Origin of the sequence: Cryobacterium sp. GrIS_2_6 (assembly GCF_035984545.1) — a bacterium.
Taxonomy (GTDB): Bacteria; Actinomycetota; Actinomycetes; order Actinomycetales; family Microbacteriaceae; genus Cryobacterium.
Map to the genome: position 1 here is coordinate 3,020,677 of NZ_JAXCHP010000001.1, position 13,136 is coordinate 3,033,812.

The 13,136-nt window shown below is 63.9% G+C and carries 11 protein-coding genes; 10 read left to right on the forward strand and 1 reads right to left on the reverse strand.

Annotated elements, in window-relative coordinates:
- Positions 1 to 41: 41 nt before the first annotated feature.
- Both RCH22_RS14750 and RCH22_RS14755 read left to right on the forward strand, forming a co-directional pair.
- Positions 42 to 968 carry a 1,4-beta-xylanase gene (locus RCH22_RS14750; RefSeq protein ID WP_322137367.1) on the forward strand — a complete coding sequence of 309 codons (927 nt, stop codon included), beginning with the start codon at positions 42 to 44 and terminating at the stop codon, positions 966 to 968.
- Positions 965 to 1,894: a BadF/BadG/BcrA/BcrD ATPase family protein gene (locus RCH22_RS14755; RefSeq protein WP_322136727.1), complete on the forward strand. Its 930-nt coding sequence runs from the start codon at positions 965 to 967 to the stop codon at positions 1,892 to 1,894. The genes RCH22_RS14750 and RCH22_RS14755 overlap by 4 nt, the downstream gene beginning before the upstream one ends.
- Positions 1,895 to 2,090: 196 nt before the next feature.
- Here RCH22_RS14755 and RCH22_RS14760 read toward each other — a convergent pair whose 3' ends face one another.
- Positions 2,091 to 2,651 (reverse strand): recombinase family protein, encoded by a 561-nt coding sequence (locus RCH22_RS14760; RefSeq protein ID WP_322136728.1) that lies wholly within the window; start codon positions 2,649 to 2,651, stop codon positions 2,091 to 2,093.
- 1,782 nt (positions 2,652 to 4,433) lie between these two features.
- Between RCH22_RS14760 and RCH22_RS14765 the strand changes: the two genes are divergently transcribed.
- The 8 genes from RCH22_RS14765 (at position 4,434) to RCH22_RS14800 (ending at position 13,074) form a co-directional block, all read left to right on the forward strand.
- Positions 4,434 to 4,829 (forward strand): hypothetical protein, encoded by a 396-nt coding sequence (locus tag RCH22_RS14765; protein ID WP_322136729.1) that lies wholly within the window; start codon positions 4,434 to 4,436, stop codon positions 4,827 to 4,829.
- A gap of 312 nt (positions 4,830 to 5,141) precedes the next feature.
- On the forward strand, positions 5,142 to 6,623 hold the full coding sequence (gene istA / locus RCH22_RS14770; RefSeq protein WP_327015455.1) for an IS21 family transposase: 1,482 nt from the start codon (positions 5,142 to 5,144) through the stop codon (positions 6,621 to 6,623).
- A complete protein-coding gene (istB, locus tag RCH22_RS14775) occupies positions 6,620 to 7,351 on the forward strand; it encodes an IS21-like element helper ATPase IstB (protein WP_327012999.1) in 732 nt (243 codons plus the stop codon). The genes istA and istB overlap by 4 nt, the downstream gene beginning before the upstream one ends.
- Positions 7,348 to 7,629: a hypothetical protein gene (locus RCH22_RS14780; protein ID WP_327013000.1), complete on the forward strand. Its 282-nt coding sequence runs from the start codon at positions 7,348 to 7,350 to the stop codon at positions 7,627 to 7,629. Before istB ends, RCH22_RS14780 begins: the two co-directional genes overlap by 4 nt.
- A 276-nt stretch (positions 7,630 to 7,905) precedes the next feature.
- On the forward strand, positions 7,906 to 8,343 hold the full coding sequence (locus RCH22_RS14785; RefSeq protein WP_323505237.1) for a hypothetical protein: 438 nt from the start codon (positions 7,906 to 7,908) through the stop codon (positions 8,341 to 8,343).
- A gap of 1,866 nt (positions 8,344 to 10,209) precedes the next feature.
- Positions 10,210 to 11,145 carry a hypothetical protein gene (locus RCH22_RS14790; protein WP_327014476.1) on the forward strand — a complete coding sequence of 312 codons (936 nt, stop codon included), beginning with the start codon at positions 10,210 to 10,212 and terminating at the stop codon, positions 11,143 to 11,145.
- A 204-nt stretch (positions 11,146 to 11,349) separates the two neighbouring features.
- Complete coding sequence (locus RCH22_RS14795; RefSeq protein ID WP_323505389.1) at positions 11,350 to 12,594, forward strand: IS256 family transposase; 1,245 nt, start codon at positions 11,350 to 11,352, stop codon at positions 12,592 to 12,594.
- 69 nt (positions 12,595 to 12,663) lie between these two features.
- Positions 12,664 to 13,074, forward strand: coding sequence for a hypothetical protein (locus tag RCH22_RS14800; protein WP_327014477.1), 411 nt, complete (start codon positions 12,664 to 12,666; stop codon positions 13,072 to 13,074).
- Positions 13,075 to 13,136 lie beyond the last annotated feature (62 nt).

The window sequence follows — 13,136 nt, forward strand, 5'->3', positions numbered from 1 at the left end:
GGCGCTCTCCGGCATCCGCTCTCACCGGACCCATCTGCGGAATGACCTGGGGCTGGACCGGCGTGCGCGGCACCTGGGCGACCCCTGAAGCGCGCTCGTCGATGCGGCTCATGAGCGAGCATGGCATCAACTGGACGGCGATCGCCTATGCGGCCATACAGCAGAATGCCCAATCGACGCACATCTCGTACGACGAAGAACCAACCGTGACCGAGCCGGAAATTCGCGAGGCGATCCGGGAGGCGAAGGCACTCAACCTCAAGGTGTGCCTCAAGCCCGTCGTCAACTGCGCCGACGGCACCTGGCGGGCGTTCATCGGCTTCTTCGACTGGGACGTTCCCGGTGAACCCACCTGGACCGAGTGGTTCGAGTCCTACACGGCGTTCATCCTGCACGCTGCTGTGATCGCCGAGGAGGAAGGCTGTGACCTCTTCTGCATCGGCTGCGAGATGGTGCGCGCCGACGGGCAGGTACGGCACTGGCGTGACCTCATCGCCCGGGTGCGCTCGGTATATTCGGGGCTCGTGACCTACAACTGCGACAAATACCAGGAAGACCGCGTCACGTGGTGGGATGCCGTGGACGTGATCGGGTCGAGTGGATACTACCCGATCGGAGCGTTCCCGGCCGAGCTCGACCGGATCGAGCGCGTCGTGGAAAAGTTCGACAAGCCATTCATCTTTCTCGAGGCGGGATGCCCAAGCCGCACCGGATCACCGGACAAGCCCAACGACTGGGCGCTGCCGGGCACGCCCTCCGGCGCCGAGCAGCTGCGCTACTACGAGCACATCTTCAACGCTACGGCCAGCCGCGACTGGATGATCGGTTTCATGTTCTGGGATTGGCCGGCCGTCCTGTACCCGGTCGCATCCGCGCCGGATAACGATGACTACTGTGTGTACGGCAAACCCGCCGGGACGTTCCTCACCCACCGATACAAAACTCTCCAAGGACACCGCACCACATGAATTACGCATCCCGTCACCTCGCCATCGATGCCGGACAGACCGGCATCCGTGCCGTGCTGCAGAGCGGTGAGACCCGCCAGGAGACGTTTGACTTCGACGGCATCCGCACCGACCGGGACCTGATCCCGCAACTGGCTGACGTCTTAGCCCAGGTAGCCGGTGCCGCCGACGTCACCATCGGCATCGTGAGCGCTGGCATTTCCGGCTTCACCCAATCAGACGCCGACGCCGCGGAACTGCGTCGGCTCGGCCGCGAAATCGGGGTGCGGGAGGTATTCCTCGCCCATGACTCGGTTACCTCCTACCTCGGGTCCCTCGGCAACACCCTCGGCGCTGTGATCGCAGTCGGCACCGGCGTCGTTACCCTCGCGGTCGGCGCCCACAACGTGGCCAGAATCGACGGCTGGGGCTACCTGATCGCGGACGCGGGCAGCGGCTACTGGATCGGCCGCGCCGCCCTCGACGCCGTCATGCGCAACTATGACGGACGAGGCCCGGCGACGGCACTCACCGCGGCCGTCCGCGCGGAATTCCCAAACCTGGAGACCCTTTACCTAGAGCTGCAGGGCGACCCACTACGGGTCAGCCGTATCGCGTCCTGGTCGCGCGCGGTCACCGGACTTGCCCCAACGGATGCCGTCGCGGCGGAAATCTGCGACGCCACCGCCGCCGAGCTAGTGCACTCGGTGCGCACGGGACTCCAGCGCGTCGGACAGGCCGATGGTGCCGCACCGGTCGTCGGCGGACTCGGCGGGGTGCTGCGCGCGCCCGAGATCGCGAGTCGCTTCGAACGGGACCTGCGCGCGTTCTGGCCCGCAGTCGACCTGCGCTTCCCGACCGCGAACGGCCTCGACGGCGCCGCCCTGCTGCCCCACCTCGGCGCGGAGAGTGCGTTGCGCGGCCTTGTCGCGATCGCACGCGACTGATACGCGCGAGTTATCAAGAAAGAAATCTGAGTCGCCGGAAGCACGCAGCCCCATAACGAGATCGCGAAAGGCTTCGGGATCTCCAAACCCTGCCTGGCGAACTGGCTAAAGAAAGCCCACCTCGAAGAAGGCGTTAGCCCGGCGTGACCGATGAGGAATCGGCGGAGCTGTGTTCCGGCAGCAACCAGCCAGCTCTTCAGACCTCGGCTCGGAGGTAGGCGTACACGGTTTCGCGGCTGATCCCAAAGTCTCGAGCGAGAGCGGCCTTCGGCACGCCAGCAGCAGCCTTCTCGCGCAGCTCGGCGGCCCGGAGCGCGTCAAGTGACGGGGTGCGGCCACGGTACACGCCGCGCTTCTTCGCCAGGGCAATACCCTCTCGCTGACGTTCACGGATCAGAGACCGCTCGAACTCAGCAAAGGCCCCCATCACATTGAGGAGCAAGTTTGCCATCGCATTGTCCTCCCCGGTAAAGGAGAGCTGCTCTTTCACGAACTCGACCCGGACCTTCTTCGCCGTGAGCTGGCGCACGATCGAGCGGAGATCCTCCAAATTGCGGGCAAGGCGGTCCATCGAGTGAACGAGAACAGTATCGCCATCCCGGACGAACTTGATCAGCTCCTCCAACTCAGGCCGGTTTAGATCTTTCCCCGACGCCTTGTCCTCGAACACCCGGTCGACGTCAACGCCATCCAGTTGGCGGACGGTGTTCTGATCGAGGGTACTGACTCGCACGTATCCAACTCGTTGACCCGTCATGAAGCCTCCGGCCCTTTCTGTCAGGTTGAACTCTAAGACCCGACAGTGAGGGCTGTCAACTAACAGGAATTGGACCCTATTCGGACGAAACTGCGTACCTGCACCTGATGTCTAGTTGGGGTGTACCCCAAAAAGACACACAGCAGTCTGTACAGGTGGGATTTGAACCCTATTGTTATGCCCGCTAGGGCTCCCATCCATGCTAAAAACCGCGTAAATTCAACGTTTTCGATCACTCCGGCACCAGCAGAATCAGGCCGATTTCCGACAACTGTGGGCAAAAAGTGGGCACGGCCCAGCTTGCCGAAGGTCGCATTTGGCGACCGAATCGTCGAATCCCTCGTGAACGGTGATCTCATCCCGCCCGGCTCGACCAGTTGCCCCACCCCGCCGCCCAGGCAGAGCGTCGCCTCGGAGACGCGCCGAATCGCCATTCGGCGGAAGAGCCTCACGGAGTGATCGTGGGGTTACCGTGTCCCTCAGAGCCCAGGGGGACGCACATTCCTTGCGAGGAGAATCTTCCCTCTAAGTGGCTACACCGCAAGGGTCGAGTCAGGCTTCGCACGGCTCGACCTTCCTGCGGGATGGATCAAGTCGATCTCAGGTGCCCTGCAACCGGAGATGCCCACCGCTCGTGTCGTCACCAATAGCAGGGTAGCGGGCGAATGCCTGTCCTCCCACCTCCCACTTCCAACCGAACTTGCCGAGTATCTTCGGCAACACCGCTCCTCTCCCGAAAAAGGTAGATACGCAGGCAGGCAGGTAGCTAGCTAGCTAGCTAGCTAGCTAGCTAGCTAGCTAGCATCGATCTTGGCCTCGTGCCCCGTTAGAAACTACCAATATGAACTTTCGCATTCACACAGAGGTCGCTACCCGCCCGCGCAACCCGAACCTACGGAGATAGCTCGGCCTTACGATTTCAGTGAGATGACCAAATCTGAATTGCCCCTGAACCCAAGCTGTTCGGCCATGATCGAACGATTCCTATCTCACTGGAATCGTAAGGCCGAGATAGCTACCAACGGCCTGTGTCAGCGCTTCGCACTCCGGCTCGGCGCTAAGCCCCTCACCGATCCGCAGCTCACCTCGCGGCCGCTCCATGAAGCCCCCGGCGAACCCACGCGGACATCGCCGGGTTCTAATGTGCCGGTCCCCCTCATACCCCATCAACACGCGACCAGCCACACCCCCGAGCCTGACCGCCGCACACCCAGCCCCCAAACCCCCGCCTGTTTCAACGACGGCTGAGAACTAGGCCGTTGGCGTTACCTGTCCACCTATCAAAGAGCGCGGACACCGTCGATCCCCACCTTGTGCCGCCGCCCGGGCTCACGATCGCGTTGTCGATCCGCTGAAGGTTCGCGCTCGCCTGGGTGAAAACCTCGACCCACCTCTGTGAAGTCTCAAACGGATTTCCCAACAGTGAGAGATACCGCCAAATGACGGCGTGCCGGCACTCGGTCACCCCGAAGACGTATTGGAGCACGTTCGCTGAGGACATTCGCAATGCGTGACCGTGGGTTTCCGTGTCCCCTGTGGGGCACGCGTCTGGATGCTCATCCCTCCGAGCGAGGAGCCTTCGCCGTGCGCCACGGCCGACAGTGCCGAGTTCAGCTCGCGCGGACTCTCCAAGCGAGCGGCCGTCATCAGGTCGACGGCGAGCCCGGTATACCGAGGGGCCTGCGGGATCTCCTTGAGGTCCAACGAGCTTCGTTATCTCACTGGCGTGTGTCTCCTGCGCTGGGACGGATTGGCGACTGCCGTCCACGTTGACGTGAACGAATGTGGAACCGACTCCTTCGGGCCCACGCGATCCCCGAAAAGCGCAACGACATCCGGCGCCGGGCGAACTCCCCCGCAGTAGCCACGCCCATGAGGTACCAGGCCCGTCCCCACGCTTCGATGGAGCTCCGCGCGGTGCTCGCCAGTGGCGCGGCGACCGCCTCCTCGTTGCGGAGGAGAATCGCGCCCTTCCGCCTGCTGCACGCCGGTGCCGATCGCGAGCGTGATCGTGGCCCGCGTCGCCCGTGCCTGCTCCGCAAGCTCGGGAGTCAGGTCGTACTGGCGGACCGGACTGTCGTCCATGGGCGGATGCTGGTTCAGACGGTGGGTCACGAGGTACGCGCCGCGACAGAGGCCGAGGAGCGAGTTGGAGACGCCAAGGCGGGAAAGTTCTGAGAGGGGCTCGGTGGGCACGGGGTCACTCTAGCGACCGTGTGTGTGATCAACTCTTTGTAGGCCGTTTCGGCACAGGAAACCGGCCAAGTTAGCGGCTGGTTTCCTGCCAAAAGAGCGGTAAAAATCAGGCCAGGCAATCCCCCTCCACGACGTTGGATTTGGGGAATGCGCAGAGTTTGAGATCACCCGGTGGCCGGGGCCCTCTCCAGCGTGTTGGAGACAGGGGCCCGCCACCCCCCGATAGGTTCCATTCGACGTGTCTACTGCCAAGCGGTCGCGCCGGAAGGAACTAGGAAGCAGATGACGGTACCCATGTCCGTGCAAGAAAATATCAGATCACTCGACTCCCAAGGAATTGCGGGCCGTGAAATCGCCCGCCGGCTCGGAGTCAGCCGCGACGCGGTAGTGAAATACACCCGGCAACACGACTACTCACCGAAGCCACCAGCTCTCGTTCCCCGGCCCGCCGGGTCGGTGTTGACCGGGTTCGAAGACACGATTGAGCTGTGGTTAGGCGAGGACCAGCGCCGGCCGCGCAAGCAACGCCACACCGCCCAACGGGTCTTTGACCGCCTCGTCGCCGAGGAGACCTACACCGGCAGTTATTCCCCGGTGCAACGCTTCGTCAGGAAGTGGAATGCCCAGCACCGGCACGCCGGGGAAGGTTTCACAGAACTGGTCTGGCCGGCGGGGACCGCGCAGGTCGATTTCGGCCAGGCCGAGGCCATCATCGCCGGGGTCCGGCAAATCCTGCACATCTTCGTCGTCACGTTCCCGTTCTCGAACATGCGTTTCGTGCAGGCCTACCGGGGTGAAACGGCCGAGTGCGTCTGCCATGGCCTGCGCACCGTGTTCGACCACATTGGCGCTGCGCCTCGGCATCTGGTCTTTGATAACGCCACTGGCATCGGGCGGCGGGTCGGCACCAAGGTCGTCGAGACGAAGCTGTTCGGTGCATTCAAGATGCACTACCGGTCCGAATCTCGGTACTGCAATCCGTACTCCGGTCATGAGAAGGGGAACGTGGAAAACGCGGTCGGGTTCCTCCGCCGCAACCTGATGGTCCCCGAGCCCGAAGCGGCCACACTGCAGGGCCTCAACGAGGTGTTGCTGGCCAGGTGCCTCGCGTTGGCTTCGACCGTGCACTACCGCAAGGGCCTGCCCATCGGCGAGCTCTTCGCCCAGGACGTCGCGGCGTCTCTGGTGTTGCCCGGCGTCGGGTTTGACCCGGTGCGTTATGAAAACCGCACGGCCGATAAGAAGGGGAACCTACTCATTGACGGGAACACCTACGCGGCCGGGTCTTCCTTCCACAGCCGCACCCTCACCGTTGGGTTGCGGCACGATGTCGTCGAGATCCTCGACGAGCATTCCACGCCGGTGCGGTCTTTCCCGCGGGCCTTCGGAGTGCAGGCCGAGACCATCTTCGAACCCGCGGCCCTGCTGCCGTTGCTGGTGACTAAACCCGGCGCCTGGGGCCACTCTCAGCTGCGAGCCCTCGTCCCCGAGCCGGTGCGGGACTGGCTCGACACGGCCACGGCCACCAACCGGCGCCGGCTCCTGAGCGCCGTCGATGCTGCCTCAGGATCGGCTGGTTTCAACGCCGCGATTGGCGCTGCCGACATGCTCATCCAGCGCGGAGACGCCCCCGACACCGCCGCACTAGGCATGCTCGCCCGGCGCCTCGCCGACGGCACCACACCGGCAGTCGAGAACGTGGATTTGAGCGTCTATGACATCTTCACCACCGACATCTTCTCGGCCGTCAACACCGCGACGGGAGAAATCGCATGACCCTCGTCACAGTCCAGGACATCATCGAGACCGGCCGACAGTCTTCCTTGACTGGCACGGTGCTGGCCGAATGGGCAGAGAAGGGCACCCCGAAACAACGCGAGTACCTGCACGGGATGCTTCTGGCCGAGCGCGAATCCCGACAGGAATCACGCCGCCAACGGCTGCTGAGCGCCGCCCGACTGCCGGCGCTGAAGTCCTTGACGGGGTTTGACTACACCAACGTCAAATTCCCCGAGGACTACGGCCGGGAAGCGCTGACGTCGCTGGAGTTCATCAACCAGGCCGAGGACCTCGTCCTCTATGGCGACGTCGGAACCGGCAAAACCCACCTTGCCTCTGCGTTGGTCGCGGCCGCCTGCCGCCAAGGTATTCCGGCCCGCTTCTTCACGACGTCGTCGTTGGTCATGCAGCTGCGCCGCGCCAAGGATGAAGGGCGTCTCGATCGGGAACTTGCCTCGATCGCGAGAAACCGGCTCGTCGTCATTGACGAACTGGGGTATTTGCCGATCGATACCGACGGCGCCCGGCTCTTGTTCCAGGTCATCGCCGACGGTTATGAAAAACGAAGCCTGATCATCACGACAAACCTTGAGTTCTCCCGCTGGGGAACCGTGTTCGGCGACGACAACATGGCCGCCGCCGTCATCGACCGCATCGTCCACCACGGCCGGCTCCTGCAGTTCCGCGGCGAGTCCTACCGAGTCAAACACGCCCTCATGAAATGACCCGCCACCAGGCCGGCCACCCCGGAACGCGACCCACGACGGTCCCGCCAACCACCGCACGCACCCTCAGCAGTCAGGACTTCTTCATGAAGGATCACACCCAACCAGAGCGCCCCCACGCGCCAGCCGACCACGAGACAGGCTGGTGGGACGACAACGGCCGACCAGCCCCCTGGCCAGACGACTTCGCCGATCCCGACGCCGGATGGACCACCGAAAACACCGCCGTCCCCGCCGATGACGGCGACGAAACCGACCCCACAAACCAGCCGTTCTGACCACCTGATCAAATGGCCGGAAACCGCGCCACAATGGCAGGTTAATTAGCGCTCAAATGGCCGGTTTAAAGTTGACAAAACACACGACCGCGTGCAACGCCTCCGCGCAGGTCCCCCCGGCGAACACGAGTCGGCCCCACCGGGGAGTGAAGCGCGGCCACTGACCCTACGCACGGCGCTCGCGCCGGCCTCTCCCGCGAGCAACCCGCCGCCGGGCCGTCGCTGCTCAGGGCGAGAAACCCTATCTCTGATGTTTATCTGATATAGCTGACCAGCATGATTACCGCGACATTCACCGACCTGCTCCGTAAGCCCAAGGAGGTCCTGTCCCGCATTGACGAGGGTCAGGTGCGCCTCACCCGCCGGGACGGTGACGACCTCGTGATCCTGCGCGGCCGCGACCTCGACGCCCTGGAGAACGGGGTCGCGTTGTCCAGCCGACTGATCCGCGCGATCGGCAGGAACCGCGGCGACGTGCAGGCGGCCCTCTCGGACCTGTTCGCCTGGACGGCAGACTTCACCCCCGCCGAGCTGGCCGCGTATGCAACCGAGATCGAGCACCTGGTGTACGCCGCGAGCGAGCTGGGCGCGTTCGAGCGGTTGCTGCGAGCACAGCGGGAGTGGCAGGAGACAGCCACCGCATACGCGATGGGCATGCGCCCCGTTGAGCCCATCGAGCTGCCCGCAGTTTCAGTTCGCGTCGACCGGCCGTAGAAGGAAAGCCGGAGAGTCAGGGATGGGAGGACGAGGGGAAAAGTTGAGCGACGGGACAGGGAGAAGGTGAATCAGAGTGCAGGGGGCGATGAGCCCCCTGCCACCTCAGGGCGTGGAGCCCTGCCACCCACCGTGGGTAGGTGTCAGCTCCAGCGCTCATCCGCTCAGGCTCCGCCCACCCGGTGCACGAGTGACGGCGCGAGCGTCCACCTGGGAGTGGCCCCTCCCGCCCTCATCCTGCTGCCCTGCTGATCCTGCGCCCATCAGATGTCCGGTGGCTGGCGTTGTACCTTCCGCCGCCGGCACCGAGCAACTCGCCAGATCGCCGGGGGCCCCTGGTGTCCCGGTCGGAGCCATGCTCATTGCTCGCCGTACCCGAGATCCCACCTCACGTTGCTCACGCCTGCCGTCCACCATACGGCCGCCGCCGGATAATCCCAGGACTCCTACTCTGTTCTGCCGGCTCACCATTGGCGGGACCATTCAACGGTGGTCGCCTTCCTGGCGTGGCGCCTCCCGAACTCGTTCTCGTGTGTCGCCGCTTGGGGTTCCCGCGGTTTGCCCAGCGTTCGCTCGTCGTCTTGCGTCTTGACGGGAGGGCGCTCGCGTGCGCTTCTCTGCTCTGGTGTTCCTGGTCTTCTGACTGGGCGCTTGCCCTCGATTGGTTTTGCACGTCTGGCTTATTGACGACGTGTTCGCTTCGCAATCTGGTGGATTTGGATGGGGCCTCCCGAACTGTAGCGAGCATGTCTCCCCTCCCAGACCCTCCGGGCCCGCACACTCACGTTCCCCTCTCCGGGCCGCTCCGCGACCCCCGCGCTCCGCGCTCCCACCACGCCTCGCCGCACCCGCAGCCACGTTCGCCGACCAGGCCACAGTCCGGCACGGAGACCCAGGCGCCCCCGGACGATCATGCGCGCTCCGCGACGCACACAACCAGGTGACCACCTCCACAGCTCCGCCAAAGTCCACAAATCCGGCAGACTCGGAACCGGCCTGAGCCCGGGAGGACCCTCACGCCCCACACCACGACGCCCACGAACCAGCCACCCCATCAGGGCAAGAAGCTGCCACGTTCCACACACCGACACCTGCCAGATCGGCTTGACCACCGCAACCGAAGACACATATCTGGCTCCCACGAAACCCACGACGTCGACACCGCCAGGGTCAGTCTTGAACCCAAGAAGGTGACCACCCTGTCCTTCAGCCTCGAGCAGATGCCCGCAGTGCAGCACCAGCTGAAGAAGACTACGGAGACGAACTATGACAGCGTTGCATTCACGCCCCTCGAAAAGGACACCTACCTTCTAGACCCCCAGCCATCTCGAAAACGCGCGCCGGCCTCTACTGCGCATCACCCTCCCGTTGCTCTGCGACGTAGCTCGCTACGAAGCTTGAGCCCGCGGATAAACCGTCACCTTCTAAGCCTTCAGGTGCCCGCTACGGAACCGGTCCTTGCCTCATCAACGCGACCTACCGAGCAGCCGGCCGGGCGCAGCTTACGCCGAAGACGAGAGCAACGAGTTGGACCTCGGCGGGGAGCTTGAGCGGCTCTGACCCCCGAGACATAGGCAGCCTCGCGAGTAGGCCCCAGCCAATCTGAGGACGCTCACGAGAGCCAATCACGTGACCAGCCGAAAAGGGGGAGTGGTGAAGTCCCTCTAAAACACCACTCTGGCCGCGATGGCGAGGGTCCCGATCTAGCTGTAACGCCCGGAATTCCGCAACGTGCGTTACGAATTGCCCTGACGCAACCAAATCGCCAATCGGCAGAGTGAAAAAGTGCCTACGACGGGGCTATTGCCTCACATTGGGAAAGATCAATCGACAATGCTTGGATCCACACCAACCAAGGAGATGTCAATGGGCAGATCGCCCGCACCCACCCGCATGAGCCGCCCCACCCGGACCGGCGAACGGCGCGAGGCTGGCATCGACATCACCAGCGGCGACCTCGATCGCGTCAGGATGCTCGCCCGCTGGTACTGCATGACGAGCGTGCAGATCGCCGCGATGGAGAACCCCGTGCGCTCCTGGCATCCGGACATGGCCCGCGGCGATCAGAACACGGCCGCCGGCTTGCACGCATTCCTCGAGTCGAAAGCGGCGAGCGTCCACCGACGCCTCCTCAAAGTAGCCGCAATCAAGAACGGTGTCAGCGATGGGCCCTTGGTCCTTCAGACACCCATCGCATACCGTCAAACGGTTTGGTCAGCCACCGCTTTCGGCGCGCGCATCGCGGACACCCCGTGGCGCTCCATCGGACCCGTGTCCTGGTTCAACGCGCACCATGCGCTCCTCGCCGCCGACGTAGCCATCCAGTTCTCCGGCATCGTCCCACTCCCGCTCCTCTCCCAGCGAGAAGTCACCACCGGGCACTTCGCAAACGGTGACGACCTCCCGCTCGACTTCAACTCCAAGTACGACGGGAAAGAGGGCCGGGTCTCCAAGGTCCCCGACCTCGCCATCCTCGCCAAGGACGGCCGCAGCTACATCGCAATTGAGATCGAGTGCGACCTGAACCGCGCCCTCGGCACCTACCGCTCCAAGCTCGAAGCCTACGAACGCGACGAGAAGGTCTCCGCCGTCTGGTACGTCTGCGAGGAACAGCGCACCGCGAACCGAGTCCTCACCGCCGCAGCCGACTACCCCGGATCCAACGTGCGCGTGATGGGGGTACGCGACCTCGACCTCGGGCTCCGCGAAGCGGACATGCGCTACCTCACCGAAACCGACCGCGACCTTGCCAAAGCCAAAACCGCACTCCTCAGCACCGACGTTCAGAAAGCGATCCAATGAGCAGCACGCACCCCATCCTCGATGGTTAATGACGGAAGCGACCCCGAGTACCTGTGGCAAAACGCCCAGCTTGCTGAAGCTCGCGGTTACGTCCCGGTGAGTGGTGTGGTTTCCCACTCTTGAGCGTTGCTTCGTCAACGTAAAGAGCCACCGTGGCATGGTCAGTGAGTACCGACTAAAGCAACTCACAAAGGACACCACACGATGGCTCTAAACCAGTCTGCCCTGCTCGACCTCCTCGGAGAACTCAAACTCACCGACGTCACCGACCGAATCCGCGTCGCGACCGAAACTCTCTACCAAGAACTCATCGACGCGGAAGCGACCGCGTTCATCGGCGCCGCCCCATTCGAACGCTCCGGCGACCGCACCACCCACCGCAACGGCACCCGAGCGCGCACCCTCAGCACGACCGCCGGGGACCTCGACCTGAAGATCCCGAAGCTGCGCGCCGGGTCCTTCTTCCCGGCCCTGCTCGAGCGTCGCCGGCGGGTGGACCAAGCCCTGTTCGCGGTCGTGATGGAGGCCTACGTCCACGGCGTCTCGACCCGGAAAGTCGACGACCTGGTCAAGGCCCTCGGCGCGGACACCGGGATCTCCAAGTCGGAAGTGTCCCGGATCTGCGCGGGCCTGGACGCTGAGGTGGCCGAGTTCCGCGACCGCACCCTCGCCGCGCAGGACTTCCCCTACGTGTTCCTCGACGCCACCTACTGCAAGGCCCGCGTCGGCCACCGGATCGTGTCCCAGGCCATCGTCGTCGCGGTCGGGGTGGCCGCTGACGGACGCCGGGAAGTCCTCGGCTTCGACGTCGGTGACAGCGAGAACGAGGGCTTCTGGACGTCGTTCCTGCGATCGCTCAAGACCCGCGGGCTCGACGGGGTCAAGCTAGTCATGTCTGACGCGCACACCGGCCTGAAGAAGGCCATCGGCACCGTGTTCCAGGGCGCCGGCTGGCAGAGATGCCGGGTGCACTTCATGCGCAACGTGCTCGCGGTGATCCCGAAGGGATCCCAGGACATGGTCGCCTCGATCATCCGCACCATCTTCGCCCAGCCCGACCGTGAGCACATCGAGAAGCAGTTCCTCGAGGTCACGACGATGCTCAGCCGCTCGCACCCGAAGGTCGCGGCGATGCTCGTCGACGCGCAACCCGACCTACTCGCCTTCGCCGCGTTCCCGCGGCGGCACTGGCGCCAGATCTGGTCCACGAACCCGCTCGAACGAGTGAACAAGGAGATCAAACGCCGCACCGACGTCGTCGGAGTGTTCCCCAACGCTGCCGCCCTGCTGCGCCTGGCCGGGTCGGTCTTGATCGAGCAGCATGACGAGTGGGAGGCCGGCGAACGACGCTACTTCTCCGAAGCATCCATGCTCGAGCTGGTTACCATGAACAACCCCATCGAGGTCATCGACGAGGCGGTGATCCTCCCCGAACTCGCCGCCGCCTAAGCTAGAACAACTGACCCGCATGGTGTTGAGAAACTCCACCACTCAGCGGGACGTGACCAAGCTCGCAGCATGTTCTTTGAGGAGCTTCCTCCCTTCACGGACGACATCTTGCTGGCAGACATTGACTTGAAAGGGATCGTTCGTCTTGGCTTTGGTCGGAGCAAAATCGTCGACGTCGACTTTGACCGACGCCTGTTCCTCAATCAACAGACGGGACCAACCCTGTGGCCCTTTTATGGAGAGTGGCAAGCCTTCTTCGGCTCGGGAGCCGTGTCACGATTCCAGTTCTTCGAGAAGGAAAATCCTTTCAACGACGGACCCGCCTGGGCTCACTCAACGGAGCGACTCTCTGCCGAGAAACCAATGAATGCCGCGCTACACAACCCGAAGAACGCTGACCCCCGGAGCAGCGTCGCCCAGGCGCCAGTGAAATACCCCACCCCTCCAACACCGCAAAGACGACTACTCGACCGTGGGTAGTCGGTGACGCACCGTGGGTAATCAGTGACGCTTGACCCTCACCAGCCATCTCAGCCCGATCC

Bases quoted from the DNA above. Each gene is read 5' to 3' on its own strand.
- RCH22_RS14750 (WP_322137367.1), top strand. From the start codon at position 42: ATGACCTGGGGCTGGACCGGCGTGCGCGGCACCTGGGCGACCCCTGAA.
- RCH22_RS14790 (WP_327014476.1), top strand. From the start codon at position 10,210: ATGGGCAGATCGCCCGCACCCACCCGCATGAGCCGCCCCACCCGGACC.
- istA (WP_327015455.1), top strand. From the start codon at position 5,142: ATGTCCGTGCAAGAAAATATCAGATCACTCGACTCCCAAGGAATTGCG.
- istB (WP_327012999.1), top strand. From the start codon at position 6,620: ATGACCCTCGTCACAGTCCAGGACATCATCGAGACCGGCCGACAGTCT.
- RCH22_RS14795 (WP_323505389.1), top strand. From the start codon at position 11,350: ATGGCTCTAAACCAGTCTGCCCTGCTCGACCTCCTCGGAGAACTCAAA.
- RCH22_RS14780 (WP_327013000.1), top strand. From the start codon at position 7,348: ATGACCCGCCACCAGGCCGGCCACCCCGGAACGCGACCCACGACGGTC.
- RCH22_RS14785 (WP_323505237.1), top strand. From the start codon at position 7,906: ATGATTACCGCGACATTCACCGACCTGCTCCGTAAGCCCAAGGAGGTC.
- RCH22_RS14800 (WP_327014477.1), top strand. From the start codon at position 12,664: ATGTTCTTTGAGGAGCTTCCTCCCTTCACGGACGACATCTTGCTGGCA.
- RCH22_RS14765 (WP_322136729.1), top strand. From the start codon at position 4,434: ATGTGGAACCGACTCCTTCGGGCCCACGCGATCCCCGAAAAGCGCAAC.
- RCH22_RS14755 (WP_322136727.1), top strand. From the start codon at position 965: ATGAATTACGCATCCCGTCACCTCGCCATCGATGCCGGACAGACCGGC.
- RCH22_RS14760 (WP_322136728.1), bottom strand. From the start codon at position 2,651: ATGACGGGTCAACGAGTTGGATACGTGCGAGTCAGTACCCTCGATCAG.